Source organism: Haloferax sp. Q22 (assembly GCF_001482285.1).
Taxonomy (GTDB): domain Archaea; phylum Halobacteriota; class Halobacteria; order Halobacteriales; family Haloferacaceae; genus Haloferax.
The window spans coordinates 20,927-40,089 of record NZ_LOEP01000036.1 but is presented as its reverse complement, the minus strand read 5'-3'; the positions used below and the strand labels follow the sequence as shown (position 1 = coordinate 40,089).

Here is a 19,163-nt window from a genome sequence, read left to right as displayed (position 1 = left end):
CTCGTCGTCGCAATCACCAACTACGAACGTGGAGACAATCCGGGAAGTACCGTGATCACGGTGTGAGAACTCTTCTATGACACCCTCGTTATTGGCACTTGGAACTGCTTTTTGAAGTCGTATTACGCCCAGAGCACGTGCTATTTGGGCGAGAATTGCACGTTCAAGATGAGGGTAGTTCCCATGCAAATACTCGCCACCGGACGGTGAAGGTACAAAATCAAGCGTAACTCTGGCTCCGCTCTGAGCACCAATAACTTTCAATAAAATCGACACTATATATAAACAGCAAACAATAAAATGAACAGTAGAAAAATGAACCAGACACGAAGTTGGATAGTCATTCTCGTATCCAGCGCGATAATCGGGTTCTTGTTCTATTTTTACGCGACCAGCATTGAGTACGGGTTATTCGGTGTTGTACTCAGTATTGTCGTACTTCGGTACTTGCTGATAGTCCGGGGTTGAGCGCGGTTTCATCATCTCTCCACTTCTCCGGTTTAAAACCGCTTTCAGCCAACCGAAACGTCTTGGCCATCGCCGTCAGTCCACCCACATGGACCAACTGTTCGCCCCGTGGCGCATCGAGTGGGTCGCCCGCGACGACGACCAAGACGCGGCCGACGCCGACGACCCGGACGACGACCGCTGTCCCTTCTGTGCGCTCCCCGAGCGCGACGACGACCGAGAGAGCAAAATCGTCGCCCGCTCCCCGCACTCGTTCGTCCTCCTGAACAACTACCCCTACGCGCCGGGCCACGTCATGGTCATCCCGTACCGCCACACCGGCGAGTTCGCCGCCCTCTCGGACGCGGAACTCCTCGATCACGCGCGGCTCAAATCGAAGACGCTCACCGCGTTAGACGCCGCCTTCGACCCCGACGGCTGCAACGCAGGCGAGAACCTCGGCGGCTCGGCCGCCGGCGGCTCCATCGACGACCACCTCCACACGCACGTCGTCCCGCGGTGGAGCGGCGACACCAACTTCATGCCGGTCATCTCCGACACGAAAGTGCTCGTGCAGGCGCTCGACGACTCCTACGACCAACTTCACGAGGCGTTCGCCGGACTCGACGGCGCGGCTGTCGACGGCGACGACGACGCGGTTCACTTCGAATTAGACTGACTCTAAAACTCACGTCAAGTGCGTCTAATAGGCCGCTCCGGCCCGAAGCGCATTTGAACCCCACTCCCGAAAGCCACGGTAATGGAGCGAAAGCGGGCCATCCGTCGGGTCGGATTCGTCGTCCTCGTGGCGAATCTGCTTCTCGTCTTCGGGAAGGGCGGCGTGTGGTGGACGACCGGGAGTCTGGCCCTCGGGTCCGAGGCGGTCAACAGTCTCTCGGACGTTGTCTACAGCACAATCATCCTCGGCGGCCTCTACCTGACGACGAAACCCCCGGACTGGGAACACCCTCACGGCCACGAGCGAATCGAACCGTTCGTCTCGCTTTTCGTCGCGGTCGGCATCTTCGCCGCCGGCGGGGCGATTCTCTGGCAGAGCACGTCCAGCATCCTCACCGGAACCTACGGCGGGGACGCGGGGATGCTCGGCGTCGTCGTCCTCGTCGTCGCGGCGGCGGCCAAGTACGTCCTCTACCGCTACTGCTACTCGGTCGGCCGCGAGCAGAACTCGCCCGCGCTCGTCGCCGCCGGCGTCGATAACCGAAACGACATCCTCACCGCCGGCGCGGCGCTCGTCGGCGTGGTCGGCGGCCAGTTCGGCTACCCCATCTTGGACCCGCTGGCCGCCATGGTCGTCTCCATCGGCATCGTCTACACCGGCTACGAAATCGTCCGCGACAACGTGAACTACCTCGTCGGGGCCGCCCCGCCGGAGTATCTCCGAGCGCTCATCGTCCAGACCGCCCTGTCGCACCCCGACGTCTACGGCGCACACGACGTGGTCGCCCACTACGTCGGCCCCGAAATCGACGTGAGCCTCCACATCGAGGTCGAAGGCGACATGACGATTGCCGAGGCCCACGACATCGAGACGTGGGTCGTCCAAGCTATTCGGAACATCGACGAGGTGGACGACGTGTTCGTCCACATCGACCCGCGGGAACTCGGCGAGTGGAAGGAAGACGACGAGACGGAGCGTTACACCATGTTCTCGCCCGACGGCGGCGACGGTCGCTGACGCGTCGGCGACCCCTCAGAGCAGTTTCTGCAGTTCTAACCGCAGTTCCCCGAGATACGGCACGTGGAACTGGCCTTTCGCCTGCACCCAGTCGGGCCGGACGGGCGAGGCGATGCCTCGCGCTTGGTCGTAGTAGTCGTTGTTGTCGCCGCGGGTGACGTAGCCGGCGTGCGGCGCGGGGCAGTTCAGGAGTTCCGCACAGGAGTCCGCGCCGTCAACGTAGGACTCGTTGGTCCGGTCGTACCAGTTCTCCCCGTCGTCGACCCAGAAGACCGCACGGTGGATAATGGGCGTGGAGTGCGACGGCGCGTCGTAGACGACGACGTCGCCCGAGCCGCCGAGTCGCCCGTAGCCCTCGCTCGCGTTGGCCGTGACCACGCCGTGCTCGTCGGCCGCGGGACCGCCGTAGCGACCCTCCGCGGTCACGACGACGAGGTCGCCGCGTTCGAGGGTCGGTTGCATGCTCCCGCTCTCGATAGCGACCATCGGGGGCCACACGCCGCTCACCGCAAAGAGCACCGCGCCGACCGCGGCGACGATAGCGACCGTCTCCAGCGTGTCTCTCGCGAACGTTCGGACCTCCGATGGACTGCCGTCGGACACGGATGCTGCCACCCCGCGAGTCGCTATCAATCTTGTTGCCGACACCGGCGTGAGAGAAACCGTTAGGACGGGGCGGTTCGACGGTCGACTCGTGACCGACCACTACCGCCTCGTCCCCGAGTTTCCCGACCCCGAAACGTACGTCTCCCTCCGCGACGCCGCCGGGATGCCCCCGCGCACCCTCGCGGCCGCCGAGCGCGGCGTTCCGAACACGATTTTCGGCGTGCGCGTCGTCTTCGAGGGAGCGACCGGCGACGACGGCTCGGACGAGCGCATCGTCGGCATGGGTCGGCTTGTCGGCGACGGCGGCACCGTCTTTCAGGTCGTCGACGTGGCGGTCCACCCCGACCATCAGGGCCGCGGCCTCGGCACTCGCGTGATGGACGCGCTCGTGGCCTACCTCGACCGCGAGGCCCCGCCGTCGGCGTTCGTGAACCTCCTCGCCGACGTGGACGGCTACTACGAGCGCTGGGGATTCGAACCGACCGCGCCGGCGTCGAAAGGGATGTTTCTCCGGGTCGGCGAAGACGGTGTTCCGGGGCGCGACGAGAACTGAGAAACGAGTGCGAGCCGGCGGAGCGGCCCTGAAACAGCGCGAAACGGCGCGGAATCGACCGCTCAGGCGGCGGTCGGCTCTCGCGGTTCGGGCTGTGCCTCGACCGGTTCTGCGAAGGCGTAGACGGTCTGGTGGGAGGTCACCTTCACGCGGGCGAAGTCGCCGGGTTCGAGACCGTGTTCGGTCGCGTTCTGGACGATTATCTGGCGGTAGGCCTCGTCGCGGCACTTCACAGAGTCGCCGGTGCCCTCTTGGACGACGAGCACCTCACGCTCCGTGCCGACCATCTCGTCGTAGGCGGCGGCGACGATGTCCATCTTCGCCTCGGACATCTCCTTGGAGCGCTCCTTTTTGAGCGTCCCGCCGAGGCCCTTCAGGTCGGCGGCGTCGGTGCCGGGGCGCTTCGAGAAGCGCGTGACGTTGACCTTCTCGGGGCGAATCTCGCGGAGCAGCTCCATCGACCGCTCGTGGTCCGCGTCGGTCTCGGTCGGGTAGCCGACGATGAAGTCCGTCGAGAGCGTCCAGTACGCAAGCTCCCGGTCAAACGTCTCGACGATTTCTCTGAACTTGTCGACGCGGTGCTGGCGGCGCATGTGTTCGAGCACCTCGTCGGAGCCGGACTGCACCGGCGCGTGGATGAAGTTGTAGAGCTTGTCGTGTTCGGCGAACACCGCGGCGAGTTCCTCGCGGATGCCGTGGACGCCGCCGGGGTTGGCCATGCCGACGCGGACGCGGAACTCGCCGTCGATTTCGGTGCAGATGCGGTCCAGTAGCTCGGGGAGCTTCCGGTCGCCCTTGTCCCAGCCGTAGACGCCGGTGTCCTGCCCCGTGATGCGGAGTTCCTTCGCGCCGGCGTGGACGAGCGCCCGCGCCTTCTCGACGTTCTCGTCGACGGAGGGCGAATCGACCCGCCCCGTGGCGAACTTCGTGATGCAGTACGAGCAGTTCGACATACAGCCGCGGGCGATGGGCAGGATGCCGACGACGCCGTCCAAGACGGGCTCGACGCCGGGACCGGGAGTCGGACACTCGCCGTTGGTGACGGCGGTCGGCACGTCGTCCCAGTGGAGAATCTGGGCGTCGATGCCCTCCTCGCGGAAGTCGTTGCCCTGCGCGAGCGCCATACAGCCCGTGATGATGAGGTCCGCCGTCTCCGCCTCCAGCTCTTTGGCCCGACGGAGCATGTTCCGCTCCGTCTTCTCCACGACCGTACAGGTGTTCATGATGGCGACATCGGCCTCCTCGGGCCCGTCGACGCGGTAGTGACCGGCGTCGCGGAGCGCGCTCTCGATGGCGCGGCTCTCGCCGCGGTTCGAGGTACAGCCGTATGTCTCGATGTGGTATCGGGCCATTCGGTTATCCCACGTACCGGGTCAGCGGGCAAAAACGCCGCGGTCTCCCCCGAGACTACCGGCGTCCGCGGGTCGTGATATCGTCTCTCGAACGCCACCACCCGCTTGACGTGGATGCCGCCGCCGACGCCGACGAACACGCTGAACAGAGCATCGCGCCGGCCGGACGCTCCGTCGCCGAGGAGTCTCGTGCCGGCCGTATCATCCGCTCAAGGACGAATATAATTCATTATCTCAAGTGGTGTATTTAGATCCGCTATGAAGTTCAACATGCGCGCCATCGCCTACGGGTTCATCGCGACCGTAGTCGTCGGCATCCTCAGCGGCTTCGCGGTCCCATTCACGAACGTCACGCTCCCCACGGTCGGCTACGTCCTCACGGGTATCATCGGCGGCCTCGTCGCCGGCTACCTCGTCACGACCGGCATGGCCGACGGTGCGCTCAACGGCCTCGTCGGCACGACGCTGGGCGCGATTATCGTCGCCATCGGCCTCGTCATCATGAACGTCCTGTTCGCGGGCGTGTTCTTCGGCCTGACCGTGTTCGCCGCGGCCATCGTCATCATCGCCCTCGCGGGTATCCCCGGCGCTGTCGGCGGCGCACTCGGAAGCATGCTGCACGACCGCTCGGCCGCCCGCCGCACCAGACCCGCGGCCTGAGCCGACGGGGTCGTTCCGTTTCCCTTTTGTCGCCGGCTTCTCGTGCCATCCTCAGTTTCCGTCCGTTTCCTCCCATATCCCCCGATTTCGCGACCTCGCCACCGCTCCGGGCGAAAAGTTACTTGTCATAGTGTTGTATAGTCTTGGTCGATGCGTTTCCGCAGGACCCCACCCGATTCGCCCTCCACCAGCGACTCGGCTGTGACCGACAGCGTCACTTCGGCCGCCGCTCGCAGTCCGACTTCACCCGCCGGCACCAGCACCCGCCGCGGCGTGCTTCGCCTGCTCGGAGCGGGCGCGGTCGCCGGGGTCGCCGGATGCCTCGGCGGCGGCGACGACCAGACGGACGACGACTCCGCAGAGGGCGTCCGCTTCGAAAGCGACTGGCCGACCTACGCCCACGACGACGCCAACACCGCGTTTCTCCGCGAGGGGACACCCATCGCCGAGCCGACCGTCGAGTACGAACCCGACTTCGGGATGGACTCCGTCGAACCCGTCGCTGTCGACGGGGTGGGATACACGCCCGGCGACCCGATGCGAGCAATCGACCCGGCCGCCGGGGAGGAGTTGTGGGCCGCACAGGGCGAGGGTTGGACCCCCCCGGCCGTCCTCGACGGCGTCGTCTACTCGCTCGGAACGACGGTTCACGGGCCGAACCGACTCGCGCTCTACCGCGCTCGGACCGGTCGGCAGTTTCGAACTATCGAGCTTCCCGGTTCGCCGCAGACGCCGCCGGCGTTCTCCAACGACCGCGAGACGCTGTTTCTCGGCCTCGACGACGAGCGCGTCTGCGCGGTCGATATCGACGCCGCCGAGGTCAAATGGACGCGGTCGCTGTTCGGCGCGGTTCGGCGGCCCCTCGCGGTCAATCTCCATTCGCTCTTCGTGGTCACCGAGGGACAGCGCCTCTACTGCCTCGGCACGGACGGCAGCGCCTACTGGCAGGTCTCGACCGAGACGGCCGAGGCCGTCGCGCCGGTCGTCGGCGACGAGCGAGTGTACATCGCCGGCTGGGACCGAATCGCCGCGCTCGACCGTCGAAACGGCGACGTGGTCTGGGAGGACGACCGCGGCGTCCACAAGCGACTCGCGTTCGACGGCGAGCGCCTCTACGCCGCCCGCGGAGAACTCCGCGCACTCGACAGCGCGACCGGCGAGGTGCGCTGGACGTACGACCCGAACGAGACCGTCTCCGCCGCGAGCATCGTCGGCGACACAGTCTACGTCGGAACGGGTCACGGCGAACTGGTCGCGCTGAACCGGACCGACGACGGCGGCCTGTTCGGCGACCGCGAGCGCTGGTCGATTTCGCTCGGTCGCTACGTCGGCCACTCGCTCGCCGCGACCGACCGGCGGGTGTACTGCCCGGTCGTCCGTGACAACAACCTGCTGAGCATGACCGTCGTCGGCGACGCTGACGCCGACGAGTCAGCTTCGGGGACGAACGCAACCGCGGAGACAGCCGCGACCACGGGAGATTCGGAATCGTGACGCGACCCGACGCGGACCTATCGAGACGAACGTTCCTCGGGACCCTCGGAACCGGCGCGGCCGCCGGACTCGCGGGCTGTGTCGGCGGCGACGGGGGCTCTACGGGCGACGGGCGCGCCGACTGGCCGCATCCGTACTTCTCTCCCGAGGGAACGGGCTACAACCCGCGCGCGACCGGCCCGGCCTCGAAGCCGGGCGAGTCCTGGGGTGTCGAGGTCAACGGTATCGAGTTGGCGCGCCCGGTCGTGTTCGGCGAGACGGTGTACCTCGCGACCAGCGAGCGCCTCCGGGCGTTTTCGGTCGGCGACGGAACCGAGCTGTGGTCGGTCGAAAGCGACCCCCAGAGCGGCTTCCGCTCGTCGGTGACGGTCGATTCGGAGCGCGTCTACATCGGCTACGTCGGGACCAGAACCGGCGTGCTCGCGTTCACCCACGACGGCGAGGAAGCGTGGCACGCGCCGACCGAGTCGAGCGTCTGGGCACCCGTCGTCCGCCCCGAACCAGACCGCGACCGACTTTACGCCGCTGACACCGCGGGAAACCTCTACCGCGTCCGCGCCAGCGACGGGACCGTCGAGTGGCGCGAGGAAGTGTTCGGCCCGGTTCGGTCCCTCGCGGCCCGGTACGACACCGTCGTCGCGGGAACGGAGGGCGGCGAAGTGTTCTCATTCCAGGACGAGGGCGTCGAGCGCGGCGCGACGGGGCGGTGGCGAACCAAACACCCGGGCGGCGTGCAGTCGCTCGCAATCGCCGAGTCGAACGACGTGTTCGCGGGCTTCTTCGGCGCGGGCGTCGCCCGACTCAGAGGCGGCCTCCGCGCCGGTGCTGTGGACTGGTACCACGAAGACCCCTCGCCGCACGGCTCGCTCGTCGTCGGCCCCCGGCGCATCTTTTCGACCGACGGGACCGGCCTCGACGCCTTCGACAAGCGTGCCGGCTCCCCCTCATGGGCGGCCGGCGACGACTTCTTCGCCCCGCCCGCCGGTGCCGGCGACACCGTATTCGTCTCGGACACGAGCAAGAGTGGCGGCGTCGTCGCCTACGACGCCGGGGGCGGCGTCGGCTTCGACGACACCCGCATCGGGGCCGAGCGCTGGCGATACGACCTCGCGGGTCGCGCGCTGACCGGCCCGACGCCAGCGGGCGACGCGCTGTTCGCGGTCGAATCCGGCGGCGACGACGGACCGCGGCGGCTCGTCGCGCTGCGGGCCGAGTAGCAGAAGAGTGCTGGTCGCGGTCAGCCGACAGAACGAACCGCTTCAGGGAGGTCCGGCGCCCCTCAGAGGAGCCCCAGTATCCACCGAGTGACTTCGGACGTTGCGAAGAAGGCACCTTCCAAGCGGGACAGGGCTCTCCCCGTCCAAAGCGCGGCGACTATCAGGAGGGTGACCGCGACGAGCCACGCGAACGTCCCGAGCGCCGCCTCGCTCACCACGAGCGGGCTGGCGACCGCCGCAACGCCGACGATTCCCGTGATGTTGAGGATGTTGCTGCCGACGATGTTGCCCACCGAGACCCCGAGACTCCGCTGTCGGAGCGCGACCAGCGAGACGGCGAACTCCGGGGTCGAGGTGCCCGCCGCGACGATTGTCCCGCCGATGACCCACTCGGAGACGCCGGCACCGCGGGCCAACTCCGACGCGGCGAGCACCATGTAGTCGCCGCTCACCAACACCAGCCCCAACCCGCCTAAGAGGAACACAGCGTCTCGTCCGGGAAAGTCGATTCGTTCGGTTATCGGGCGGGTTACGCCCCCGTCACCGAGCGACTGGGCGGTCGCTTCGTCCCCGTCCGACTGGGGCCCTCGGAGCAGGTACGCCGTGTAAGCGACGAACGCCACGACCAAGAGCGCGCCTTCGAGCCTCGTGACCCGGAGGTCGAACAGGACGACGCCGCCGAGGAGCGTGCTCGCCAGCAGAGCGGCCCCGTCGCGATAGACGAGGGACTCCGCGACCGGAATCACTCGGAGCAGCGAGATGACGCCCAACACGAACGCCACGTTGTAGATGTTCGAACCGAGGACGTTCGCGACCGCGATGTCGCCCAATCCCTTGTACGCGGCGTCGACGGCGACCACGAGCTCCGGCGTCGAGGTCCCGATTGCGACGATTGTCAGCCCGATGGTGAGATCCGAGAGGCCGAACCGCCGAGCCGACCGAACGGCGGCATCGACCAACAGCCGCGCGCCGACCCAGAGCCCCAGAACTGACACGAGAATGACGCCGATTTGAACGGCTGGCCCGCCTCGGAGCATGGTACTGGGTTCTCGGGAGTCGGGTAATCAATGTTGGGCACCGGCGACCGCGCGATGCCAACCGGCCGACGACCGACCTATTCCGCTGGCGCGCCCGAGACGATGTCGACGCCCGACGACGCGCCGATGCGCTCCGCGCCGGCTTCGAACATGGCGACCGCCTCGTCGTAGGAGCCGACGCCGCCGGAGGCCTTGACAGGCAGGTACTCGGCCATGAGCGTCACGTCTTCGACCGTCGCGCCGCCGTCGGCGAAGCCGGTGGAGGTCTTGACGAAGGCGGCGTCGGCCTCGACGGCCGCCTCGCAGGCGCGGTGTTTCTCCTCCTCGGTGAGGAGCGCCGTCTCGATGATGACCTTCACGGGAATCGGGACGGCCGCGACGACCTCCGAGATGTCCTCGGTCACGAGTTCGTCCTCGCCGGCTTTGAGCCGACCGACGTTGATGACCATGTCCAGTTCGTCCGCGCCGGCCTGCCACGCGTCGACGGCCTCCTCGCGCTTGGCGGTCGTCGTGTGCTGACCGTGGGGGAAGCCGACGACCGTCGCAAGCAACACGTCCGGGGCGTACTCGCTCGCCTCGCCGACGTAGCACGGCGGGATACAGGCGTTCATCCCCCACTCGTCGGCGTCGTCGAGGACGGCCTCCACGTCGGCCATCGTCGTCTCGGGTCCGAGGACCGTGTGGTCGATGCGGGCGGCGAGGTCGGCTCGGTTCATACCCTGTCGAGGCGACCCGAGGCTAAAGAACGTAAGGCTTTCACGCCGCCCCGCCGCGCCTCCTGCATGGCCATTCTCCCCGAGGGGTTCGCGCTCCCGCCGCTTCCCTACTTCGTCGCCCTCGTCGCGGGGCTCGTCGGCGTCGGCATCGGACTGCGCCGCACGCGCCCGACGGTCACGCCCGCCCACGTCGCCGCACTCGTCCCGTGGATGGTGTCGGGGTCGGCGCTGCACGTCCTCTACGTCATCGACGCGCTCCCGCCCGCGGTCGAACCGCTCGCCGGCACGCCCGCGGTCTATCTCTCCGTGGCCGTCGTCGCCGGCGCGACGTGGCTCGCGCTCGACGCGACTGACCTCGACTCGCCAACGGCGCTCGCCATTCCCGGCGCGCTCGTCGCCGCCGGCCTCGCCGGCTTCGCGCTCTTCATCGGCCTCGCCGCCGGGACGCTCTCCGTCGTCTGGCCCGGGTTCGCCCTCGTCGCCGCGCTCGTCGCCACCCCGTTGACGTGGCGGGTCGTGACGCGGGTCGCCCCCGAAGCGGCCGCCGCGGGGTCGCTCGGCCTGCTCGCAATCTTCGGGCACGCCCTCGACGCGCTGTCGACCGCCGTCGGCATCGACGTGCTCGGCTTCGGCGAGCGGACGCCGCTGTCGCGAATCATCCTCGAAGCCGCCGCGGCGCTGCCGACCGCGGAGGTCATCGGCGTCGGCTGGCTGTTCGTCCTCGTGAAACTCGTCGTGGCCGGCTTCGTGGTCGCCTTACTCGCCGACTACGTGCGCGAGGACCCCACCGAGGGGGCGCTCCTCTTGGGCCTCGTCGCCGCCGTCGGTCTCGGCCCCGGCGTCCACAACCTCCTGTTGTTCGCCATCGCCGGCTGAGGCCGTAACCCCGTTCGGGGGGTCGCCCGCCGCCGCACTCTCGCTTTTTCTCCGCGCTCTCGTCGCCCGACCCGGGAAAGTTATCCCACCGGCGAACCGACCTACGGGGACGCATGTCCCGTGTCATCTGCGCCGGCCACGTGAACTGGGACGTCACCCTCCGCGTGGACGCGCTGCCGGAGCCCGACGGCGAGGCAACGGTCGAGTCGCGGGTCGGCGCGGGCGGCGGGAGCGCCGCCAACGTCGCCAGCGGCCTCGTCGGCCTCGACGTGCCCGCCGCGCTCCTCGGGAGCGTCGGCGACGACGAACACGGCCACGCCGCCGTCGCGGAACTCGCCTCGAAGGGTGTCGACTGCCGCCACGTCGTCAGCGTCGACCGCGGCCCGACCACGGTCAAGTACATCGTCGTCGACGCCGCGGGTGAGGTGTTCGTCCTCGGCTCGCCCGGCGTCAACGAGGCGTTCGCGGCGACCGACCTCCCGACCGACTCGCTTGCGGCGGCCGACCACCTCCACCTGACGAGCCAGTCGCCCGACACGGCGGCGACGCTCGCCAGACGGGCCCACGAGGAGGATACGACGGTCAGCTTCGACCCCGGGCGGCGCGTCGGCGACCGGGGCTACGCCGACGCCCTCCGCGAGGTTGACTACGTCTTTCTCAACGACCGCGAGGCCGCCACCGCGCTCGGCGAGGCGGCGGTCGAGCGCGGCCGAAGCGTCGGCTCGGAGCCCGCGTCCGAGGTCGCCGAAGCGCTCGCGCGGACGACGCTCGTCCTCAAACACGGCCCGCGCGGCGCGGAGGTCAGAGACGGTGACGAACGACACGTCCACCCCGGGTACCCCATCGACGCGGTGGACACGACCGGCGCGGGCGACGCCTTCGCCTCGGGCTTCATCGCTGCCCGTCTCGACGGAGCCACCTACGAGCGGGCGCTGGCGGTCGCTAACGCCTGCGGGGCGCTCACCGCGGCCGAACCGGGTGCGCGGACGCAACTCAGTTGGCGGCGGCTCGACGACCTCGTCGAGGGCTGAACCGCCGCCCTCCACGCCGCTCGACTCCGACCCGACCAATTTTATCCCCACCAGTCATTCGTCGGGACGATGTTAGACCAGCTCCCGGTCGCCGTCGCCGCCCTCGACGCCGCGTCGAGCCTCGGTGCGGTCACCGGGCGACTGCTCCTCGGCGCGGTCGTCGGGGTCGCGGCCGCGGTCATAATGGCCATCCCGATGTGGCGACAGGACGAGGGCTTCACCCCCGCCTACGTCGCCGCGTCGGTCGTCCGACGGACGACGCCCGACGAGGTGAGCTTCGGCGACGCGAACGTCGTCCACCACGCCGCCGGCGCGCTCGCCGGCGTCCTCTACGGGTTCGTCTACCTCGCCACCGACGCCGTCGCGCCGGACCTCGGTGTCGCCGGCGTCGACCTCCCGTCGCACCTCGTCGCGACGGCGGTCGTCGTGGCGTTCATCTACGTCGCGTTCGCCCGCTTCATCCTCCCGCGCGCCGGGCGACGCATCTACGAGGAGCGCGCGACGGCGGTCCGCGGGCAGTGGCTCCGCTCTTCGCTCGTCTTCGGCGCGACGCTGTTGGTCCTCGCGCCGGCGCTTTTCACCGGGTTCGCGTGACGGCGGGCCGCTCGGTCGGCTGGGCAGTCGGCCGCTCGGTCGAGTCGACCGCTGCCGCCCCCGGTCGAACCGCGTCGTTTTTGCCCGCGACCCGAGTGGGTCGGAACATGGCGAAACAGCCCCATACCCTCGTCGAGGAAGGCGACGTGAACGACATCGCGCTCATCCCGGGCGACCCCGGGCGCGTCGACCGCATCGCGAAGCAGTGCGAGAACGTCGAGGAAGTCGCGCAGAACCGCGAGTACAAGGTCGTCAACGCCGAGTACGAGGGCGTCCCGCTCACCATCTCCTCGACCGGCATCGGCTGCCCTTCGGCCGCCATCGCCATCGAGGAACTCTCCCGCGTCGGCGTGGAGACGTTCATCCGCGTCGGCACCATCGGCGCGCTGCAGGAAGATATCGAAGTCGGCGACATGATCGTCGCCACGGGCGCGGCCAAGGAGGAGGGCACCTCGAAGCGCTACGAGTCCGAGGTGTACCCGGCCGTCCCCGACTACGACGTGCTCACGTCGCTCGTTGATTCGGCGGAGGCCAACGACGAGGACGTCCACGTCGGCCCCATCGTCTCCGACGACGCGTTCTACAACGAGTCCGACGAGTACGTCGACGATTGGAACGCCGCCGGCCTGCTCGCCATCGAGATGGAGGCCGCGACGGTGTTCTCGCTCGCCCGCCGGAAAGGTCTCCGCGCCGGGGCCATCTGCACGGTCGACGGCAACCTCGTCGCCGGCACCCAGAAAGGGGCCGACTCGGACGAGGAGCTCCCCGAGAAGGCGAAGAACAACGTCGAGCGCGCCATCTCCATCACGCTCGACGCCGTCACCGACCTCGCGTAGCCCAGCGCCGTGGACCTCCGCCATCTCGCGACCCGAGCGGTTGCACGCGCCGGCGCGCTCCGCGCCCGCATTCGCCGGATAGAGCGGCGCGAGATGGTGGCGTTCGGTCGCTGGATAGAGAACACGAACAACCTGCTTCACCTCTCGATTCTCCTCATCATCCCCGTGCTCATCGCCGGGGTGACGTTCATCTCCAACTCGGTCAGCACGCTCTCGTTCCTGCTGTTCCCGCCGCTCGCGTCGGGGTCGTACACGCTGTTTTCCGACCCCGAGGGGCGGTACGCCTCGCCCGTGAAGTTCGTCGTCGCCCTCACGGTCGGCGCGCTCTGTGGCCTCGTCGCCGTCGGCTTCACCGGGTGGGCGTACGGCCCGACCGGGACTGCGCTCGTTCACCCGTCGGCGGCGGCGCTCGCCATCTTCCTCGCGGGCGTCACGACGTGGCTCCTCGACGTGGAAGCGCCCTCCGCGTTTTCGACGGCGCTCCTGACGCTCGTCACGGGCGACGTGAACCCCGAGGAGTACGTGGTGAGCATCTTCTTCGCCAGCGTCGTCATCGCCGTTACCTTCACCGTCTGGCGCGAGCAGTTCTACGAGCGCCGCGCGGAGTACCTCTACGGGACCGTCCGCGGCGACGACCACGTGCTCGTCCCGATGCGCGGCGAGACGGCGACCCAGACGGCCTTCTTCGCCGCCCGCCTCGCCGCCGCCCACAGCGCCGGCAAGGTGGTCCTCCTCGACGTGCTCCCGCCGGAAGCGACAGCTGCCGCTGAGGGCGACGCGGACACGGATGCGGACGGGGACGCGACCGCCGGCGGCGGACTCGACACCGACGCCGACGCGTCGGTCGAGCGCCTCGAATCCTGCGCGCACCAACTGCGGACCCGACTGGGCGTGCCCGTCGAGGTCGCCGTCGCCCGCGGCGACCCGTTGACCGCGACGACCGAGGCCGCGGCGAGCACCAACTCCGACCTCGTAGTGACCCCGTACGAGGAGGACCGCGGCCTGCTTTCGGACTACGTCCGCGGCCTGTTCGGAGGCTCGTACGACACCGTGGCGTTCCGCTCGACCGGCGAGACCTACCGCTGGCGGCGCATCCTCGTGCTCGTCTCGCGGCCGGGCGACGCCGCCCACGCGATGATAGACTTCGCGACTCGCCTCGCCGGGAAGACCGGGAGCGTGAGCGTCACGACCTGTATCTCTTCCGAGGTCGAGCGCCGGCCCGCGGAGTCGAAACTCGCCAATCTGGTCGAGACGGCGGACGGAAACATCGAGACGCGGGTCGCCCGCTCCGACGTGACTAGCTTCATCGCCTCGAACGCCGCCACCTACGACCTCGTGGTGCTCGGCTCCAGCGGCGACCGGTCGCCCGCCTCGCGGTTCATCTCGCCGCCGACGTTCGAGCGCATCCGCGAGATAGACTGCGACGTTGCGGTGTTCGACCGCGGGCATTGAGCGGCCACCAGTAGAGCCGGAGTCGGTTGTGTTTACGAGCGGTTCGTTTCGTCGGTCCCGTCGGTCTCGCCCGCTCCGTTCGTTTCGTCGGTCCCGTCGGTCTCGCCCGCTCCGTTCGTTTCGTCGGTCCCGTCCACGGACGGGTCGTCGGGTTTCTCGTCGAGCAGGCGTTCTTCGATGGTCTCGAGGCCGCTCCCGCCGACGGCGGACTCGGCGAGGAAGTGGCCGCCGAGCGCCGCCGGGCTGATGACGGTGTTGGCCCCGGCGCGTCGGAGCTTTCGCTCGTTTTCCCGCTGAGTCGCCGCCGCGACGATGTGCACGTCGGGGTTGAGCTGTCGCGCCGTGAGGATTGCCAGCGCGTCTTCGGCGTCGTTGTTGGTGGCGACGACGACCGAGCGGGCGGCGTCAACGCGGGTCCGTTGGAGCGCCTCCTCGTCGCTCGGGTCGTCCGTGACCACGTCGTAGCCGCGGTCGGTGAGGCGCTTGGCGCGGCCCTCGTCGGGCGTGACGATGACGACGCGGGCGCGGTCGCCGAGCTCTTCGAGAATCGGTTCGGTCAGCTCCCCGTAACCGAGGACGAGGATGTGGTTCTCCAGGATGTCGAGTTGTGATTCGGTCATGCGTCCGAGTGCTTTGGTGAGTCGCGCTTCGATTGCGGGCGTGAGCAGGACACCGAGCGCCACGGCGAACGTCGCCACCGTGAGCAACAGCGCCGAGATGCCGAACAGCTTTGCGATGGCGGTCTGCGGCGTGATGTCGCCGTAGCCGACCGTACTGCCGGTGACGACGCCGTAGTAGAACGCGTCGAACAGCGTGTCGATGCCGTTGAACTGCTCTCTGAGCGCCCACGCCCCGGCGGTCGCGTAGGTCTGTGCGCCCGCGATGGCGAGCAGCGCCGACAGCTGCGTCGCCGTCAGGTCGAGGTCGCGGTCGAACGCCCTGTGGTTGAAAAGCAGGAGCGCGAGGCTGATAAGCGAGAGGCCGACGAGGGGTGCAGCCCGTTCCGGTGACTGGATGAGTCCCTGCGCGGCGGTCACCGGGAGCAACACCGCGGTCGAGTACCAGGCGGCGCGGTAGCGTCGACGGAGCCCGAAGACGCTCGCGAGGAGCAAAAAGCCCGTCAGCGTCCCGGTGAAGCCGGCGGTGATGCGGACCGCTTCCGGAATGTACGGTGCCAACACGCCACCGGTGACCGGGGAGCTGATGTTGAGGATGCCGATGGCGACCGACAGGACGGCGGCGAGGAACACCGTCCCAATCGTCGCGCGGGCACCGACCCACTCGCGTACCGAAGCCATGTCTCTCCCAGTTCTGGCGCCCGAGGGCAAAAACGGTCGGGTATCGGTCCGTCACGTGCGCGTCGTCACGTCTTTATTCCGTCGGCGAGTGTACCGGTCCATGGCTTCACTCCCCGTCGAAGTCGTCTACGGGCTGTACTTCGGCATACTCACGGGGCTCGTGCCGGCCGCCGTCGCGTGGCTCCTCGGTTTCGGCTTCCGCTACGTCACCGGCGTCACCGTTCCGGGCCTCGCCGTCGTCGTTCTCAGCGTCGCCATCGCGGGCGCGAGCGGCGGCCTCATGGCGCTTGCCGACCCATCGATTACGCAGTCGGACAACCAGGTCAGGCTGACCGTCGCGCTGTTGGTCGTCCTGATGGGGGCGCTGTACGCACACAACCGCGGTGATGCCTTCGCCAACGACATCCCGCGGAAGATGTCGCTGCGAAAGCTCACAGAGCGGACGCTCTCGACCGACGTGGTCGAACTCGTCGGCGGCCGCGGACAGGTCAGCGTCACCGTCACCGGCGAGGTCGGCGACATCGAAGGCTACCCGCCGGTCCCGCTCGACATCCGCACCAGTATCCGAAACGGCGAGTGGACGTTCCCCGCCGACATCCCGCTCGTGGAGCTCGAGTCGCGGTTTGCCGACCGCCTCCAAAACGAGTTCGACCTCGCAGCCGTCGAGGTCAGAATCGACGAGCGAGCCCGCGCGACCGTCTCCGCGGCGGCCCCGGTCGGCGGCCTCTCGAAGCGTCTGCCCGTGGGCAAGCGCGCGGTGTCGGTGACGGCGCTCGTTCCGACGGGGCTCGCGCAGGGCGACGAGGTGGTCGTCGTCACCGACGGCGGCACCGAAACCGTCCCGGCGACCGTCGCCGGCGTCGAATCGGTCGTCGAGTCCCCGGGCGAATCCGAGGGCGACGAGGACGACGCGGACGCGCCGAAGGCCGCGCCGCGCGCGCCGACGGCCGTCGGCGGCGAGGGTCGCGTTACGCTCGCGGTCGACCGAGGCAAGGTCGAATCGCTCCTCGGGAGCGACGTGGAGCGCTTCGTCGTCACCTCCCGCGGCGTCCGGCGGGAGTTCGAACTCGTCTCCTTACTTCGCCGCGCCGGCAAGCGGTTCTCGCGGCTCTCGGTCGGGGCAGAGGGACCGCTCGACGGCGTGACGCTCAGAGACGCCGGCGTCCGGGACACCTACGGCGTCGCGGTCCTCGCGGTCCGCCACGGCGGGGATTGGACGATTGCGCCGCGGGGTGACCAAGCGGTTTCCGCGGGCGATACGCTCTACGCGGTCGGGTCGAGAAGCGACCTAACTGCCTTCGAGGGGGCGGTCGCGTGATGTCGGCATTGCTCGCCCCCGTCGCCGACCTGTTCGCGGCAGTCGGGCAGTCGGCGACTGCCGGGCAGGTGTCGATTCCGGCCGCGGACGACGCGCTCGTCCCGCAGGTCCTCCGGCTCATCGGCCTCGTCGTCGGCGCGTTCATCGTCTCGGCGATCGCCTCGCTACTCTACCGCTGGTACACCCGCGAGATAATCCCGCGGGCGCTGGCGGTGCTGTTCGGCGGCGCGGTCGTCGCGCTCTACCTGAACACTATCGGCCTGTTCGGCGCGTTCACCACCGGCAGCGAGACCGAGGTGTTCCAACTGGACACCGTGCTTTTCAACATCGGGTCGCTCGCCGGCGGGGCGCTCATCGCGCCGGTCGGCCGCGTCGCCGGCGACCGACTCGCGACGGACGTGTTCGCCGTCGCGGGCGCGAAGGAACTCGACACCGACGTGAGTCGGCTCGTTCGGACCGTCGGCCGTGTCACGTCGGTGACGCTCCCCGAGGACATCGGTGACATCGAGGGGTACGACCCGGTCGGCGAGAGCGTCAAGACCCAACTGAGCGGGAAGACGCTGTTGTTCCCCCGGCGGCTCAGCGAGGCCGAACTCCGCGACCGACTCGCGACGCGTATCAAGGACGACCACGGCGTCGGCCACGTCGACGTGGAGTTCGAACCCACGGGGACCGAGGTGTCGTATCTCGCGCTCGGTAGCCGCGCGGCCGGCCTCGGGCCGACGCTCGCACCCGGCACCGTCGCGGTCGCGATTCGCGGTGACCCCGGCTCCGGCGCGGCCGCCGGCGACCCCGTACAGGTCTGGTCGGTTCCGAAGCCGGCGGCGGACGACGAGAACGACCCGTCGGGCGACGCCGTCGCGGGGGCGACCGACACGACTGAACCGGCCGAGTCCGCCGAACCGACGACCGAGACGCCTCCGGGCGGTTCTGGGTCGCTGTCCGACGGCGGCACCGACGCCCCGGCCGCCCCGGCCGCCCCGACCCGCGTCGCTTTCGGCGAACTCCGCGGCGTCGCAGACGACGTGGCGACCGTCGCCCTCGACGAGGAGGACGCCGACCGCCTGACGAGCGGCGAGCAGTACCGTCTCGTGACGCTCCCCGCAGACCCCCACGTCGACCGCGAGTTCGCATCGCTCCTCCGGAACGCCGACGAGACGATGGCGGTCACGACCGTCGCGCCGGGTGCCGACCTCGACGGACTGACAGTTTCGGACGTGGACACGACCGTCGTCGCCATCAGGTCGGCGAACCGCCCGGTGGACGCGATTCCCGGCCGGGGACGCGAACTGGTTGCCGGCGACACGCTCTACGTCGTTGGCCGGCCGGAAGTCCTCCGGAAGGTCGAACGCCGGGCGACGACCGACACGAGCCGAACCGACGGCGGAGGCGACGGAGACGGAGACGACAACGGCGGCTCCGGTGACGACGCGCCGCGGTCGTCCGGGGCGCAATCCTCATGAGCGCCGGGCGACGAGACGGGTGTATGGAGTGGAAACTGTTCGCCGACCTCGCGGAAGTCACCGGCGCGCGGACCGTTCGGGTCGACGTCGACGGCGACGCCACCGTCGGCGACGCGCTCGACGCCCTCGTCGGGGCGCACCCGGCGCTCGAATCGCGGGTGTTCGGCGACGACGGCGAACTGTACGATCACATCAACGTCCTGCGAAACGGTGAAGCCGCCGCGCTCGGCGAGGAAGCCGCCGCCGGCGACGAACTCGCGCTCTTCCCGCCGGTCAGCGGCGGCTAACGCCTCGGAGCGTCAGAGCGCTGGCGCGACAGTACCGATTCTCGGATTCGACGTCCATCCCGCGAGCGACGGGTCCGTCGGCACTCGGGGGCGGGAGACGGAGATGGTGCTGAAGACGGGGACGAGACCACGGGCTCGAACCGAACGACTCGTCGGAGCGGAAACGGGCCGTTCGGGGGTCGGAAAAGAGAAAACGGCGGGAACACGTCGCGGTCGGACTCGAAACGGGA

At 68.9% G+C, this 19,163-nt stretch carries 19 protein-coding genes; 14 read left to right on the top strand and 5 right to left on the bottom strand.

The annotated features are described in order from the left end of the window. Positions 1-556: 556 nt before the first annotated feature. On the top strand, positions 557-1,126 hold the full coding sequence (locus tag AM590_RS16890) for an HIT domain-containing protein (RefSeq protein WP_058828484.1): 570 nt from the start codon (positions 557-559) through the stop codon (positions 1,124-1,126). A gap of 81 nt (positions 1,127-1,207) precedes the next feature. Next, entirely contained in the window at positions 1,208-2,143 is a 936-nt protein-coding gene (locus AM590_RS16885; protein ID WP_058828483.1) for a cation diffusion facilitator family transporter, read from the top strand. A gap of 15 nt (positions 2,144-2,158) precedes the next feature. Here AM590_RS16885 and AM590_RS16880 read toward each other — a convergent pair whose 3' ends face one another. Further along, positions 2,159-2,746 (bottom strand): S26 family signal peptidase, encoded by a 588-nt coding sequence (locus tag AM590_RS16880; RefSeq protein WP_058828482.1) that lies wholly within the window; start codon positions 2,744-2,746, stop codon positions 2,159-2,161. 91 nt (positions 2,747-2,837) lie between these two features. Between AM590_RS16880 and AM590_RS16875 the strand changes: the two genes are divergently transcribed. Beyond that, a complete protein-coding gene (locus tag AM590_RS16875; RefSeq protein WP_058828485.1) occupies positions 2,838-3,302 on the top strand; it encodes a GNAT family N-acetyltransferase in 465 nt (154 codons plus the stop codon). A 62-nt stretch (positions 3,303-3,364) separates the two neighbouring features. Here the strand turns inward: AM590_RS16875 and AM590_RS16870 are convergent, their stop codons facing one another. Further along, positions 3,365-4,654 carry a tRNA (N(6)-L-threonylcarbamoyladenosine(37)-C(2))-methylthiotransferase gene (locus AM590_RS16870; RefSeq protein ID WP_058828481.1) on the bottom strand — a complete coding sequence of 430 codons (1,290 nt, stop codon included), beginning with the start codon at positions 4,652-4,654 and terminating at the stop codon, positions 3,365-3,367. Between the two features lie 258 nt (positions 4,655-4,912). Between AM590_RS16870 and AM590_RS16865 the strand changes: the two genes are divergently transcribed. From AM590_RS16865 to AM590_RS16855, 3 genes are all read left to right on the top strand, one after another. Continuing rightward, positions 4,913-5,314, top strand: a complete 402-nt coding sequence (locus AM590_RS16865; RefSeq protein ID WP_058828480.1) for a DUF5518 domain-containing protein — start codon at positions 4,913-4,915, stop codon at positions 5,312-5,314. Positions 5,315-5,587: 273 nt separating this feature from the next. Then, positions 5,588-6,808 carry a PQQ-like beta-propeller repeat protein gene (locus AM590_RS16860; RefSeq protein ID WP_058828479.1) on the top strand — a complete coding sequence of 407 codons (1,221 nt, stop codon included), beginning with the start codon at positions 5,588-5,590 and terminating at the stop codon, positions 6,806-6,808. Beyond that, positions 6,805-8,025, top strand: coding sequence for a PQQ-binding-like beta-propeller repeat protein (locus AM590_RS16855; protein WP_058828478.1), 1,221 nt, complete (start codon positions 6,805-6,807; stop codon positions 8,023-8,025). The genes AM590_RS16860 and AM590_RS16855 overlap by 4 nt, the downstream gene beginning before the upstream one ends. A gap of 62 nt (positions 8,026-8,087) precedes the next feature. Here the strand turns inward: AM590_RS16855 and AM590_RS16850 are convergent, their stop codons facing one another. After that, positions 8,088-9,062 (bottom strand): sodium:calcium antiporter, encoded by a 975-nt coding sequence (locus AM590_RS16850; RefSeq protein WP_058828477.1) that lies wholly within the window; start codon positions 9,060-9,062, stop codon positions 8,088-8,090. Positions 9,063-9,139: 77 nt separating this feature from the next. After that, entirely contained in the window at positions 9,140-9,778 is a 639-nt protein-coding gene (gene deoC / locus AM590_RS16845) for a deoxyribose-phosphate aldolase (protein WP_058828476.1), read from the bottom strand. 66 nt (positions 9,779-9,844) lie between these two features. Between deoC and AM590_RS16840 the strand changes: the two genes are divergently transcribed. The 5 genes from AM590_RS16840 to AM590_RS16820 all read left to right on the top strand — a co-directional run bounded on the left by AM590_RS16840 (position 9,845) and on the right by AM590_RS16820 (position 14,567). Further along, positions 9,845-10,654 carry a DUF63 family protein gene (locus tag AM590_RS16840; protein WP_058828475.1) on the top strand — a complete coding sequence of 270 codons (810 nt, stop codon included), beginning with the start codon at positions 9,845-9,847 and terminating at the stop codon, positions 10,652-10,654. A 113-nt stretch (positions 10,655-10,767) separates the two neighbouring features. Continuing rightward, complete coding sequence (locus AM590_RS16835; protein ID WP_058828474.1) at positions 10,768-11,685, top strand: carbohydrate kinase family protein; 918 nt, start codon at positions 10,768-10,770, stop codon at positions 11,683-11,685. 69 nt (positions 11,686-11,754) lie between these two features. Continuing rightward, the gene (locus tag AM590_RS16830; RefSeq protein WP_058828473.1) at positions 11,755-12,279 is read left to right on the top strand and encodes a hypothetical protein; all 525 of its coding nucleotides are present in this window, start codon (positions 11,755-11,757) and stop codon (positions 12,277-12,279) included. A 107-nt stretch (positions 12,280-12,386) separates the two neighbouring features. Beyond that, positions 12,387-13,115: a nucleoside phosphorylase gene (locus AM590_RS16825; RefSeq protein WP_058828472.1), complete on the top strand. Its 729-nt coding sequence runs from the start codon at positions 12,387-12,389 to the stop codon at positions 13,113-13,115. A 9-nt stretch (positions 13,116-13,124) separates the two neighbouring features. Further along, on the top strand, positions 13,125-14,567 hold the full coding sequence (locus tag AM590_RS16820) for an HPP family protein (RefSeq protein ID WP_058828471.1): 1,443 nt from the start codon (positions 13,125-13,127) through the stop codon (positions 14,565-14,567). Positions 14,568-14,599: 32 nt separating this feature from the next. On the opposite strand, the gene AM590_RS16815 is transcribed toward AM590_RS16820, so the two are convergent. Then, the gene (locus AM590_RS16815) at positions 14,600-15,865 is read right to left on the bottom strand and encodes an NAD-binding protein (RefSeq protein WP_058828470.1); all 1,266 of its coding nucleotides are present in this window, start codon (positions 15,863-15,865) and stop codon (positions 14,600-14,602) included. Positions 15,866-15,965: 100 nt separating this feature from the next. Between AM590_RS16815 and AM590_RS16810 the strand changes: the two genes are divergently transcribed. Genes AM590_RS16810 through samp1 form a run of 3 tightly spaced genes read left to right on the top strand, consistent with a single transcriptional unit; the run spans position 15,966 to position 18,933 of the window. Beyond that, positions 15,966-17,183 (top strand): potassium channel family protein, encoded by a 1,218-nt coding sequence (locus AM590_RS16810; RefSeq protein WP_058828469.1) that lies wholly within the window; start codon positions 15,966-15,968, stop codon positions 17,181-17,183. After that, the gene (locus AM590_RS16805) at positions 17,183-18,646 is read left to right on the top strand and encodes a cation:proton antiporter regulatory subunit (protein ID WP_058828468.1); all 1,464 of its coding nucleotides are present in this window, start codon (positions 17,183-17,185) and stop codon (positions 18,644-18,646) included. Before AM590_RS16810 ends, AM590_RS16805 begins: the two co-directional genes overlap by 1 nt. A 23-nt stretch (positions 18,647-18,669) precedes the next feature. Then, positions 18,670-18,933 (top strand): ubiquitin-like modifier protein SAMP1, encoded by a 264-nt coding sequence (gene samp1 / locus AM590_RS16800; protein ID WP_058828467.1) that lies wholly within the window; start codon positions 18,670-18,672, stop codon positions 18,931-18,933. The last annotated feature ends 230 nt before the right edge of the window (positions 18,934-19,163 follow it).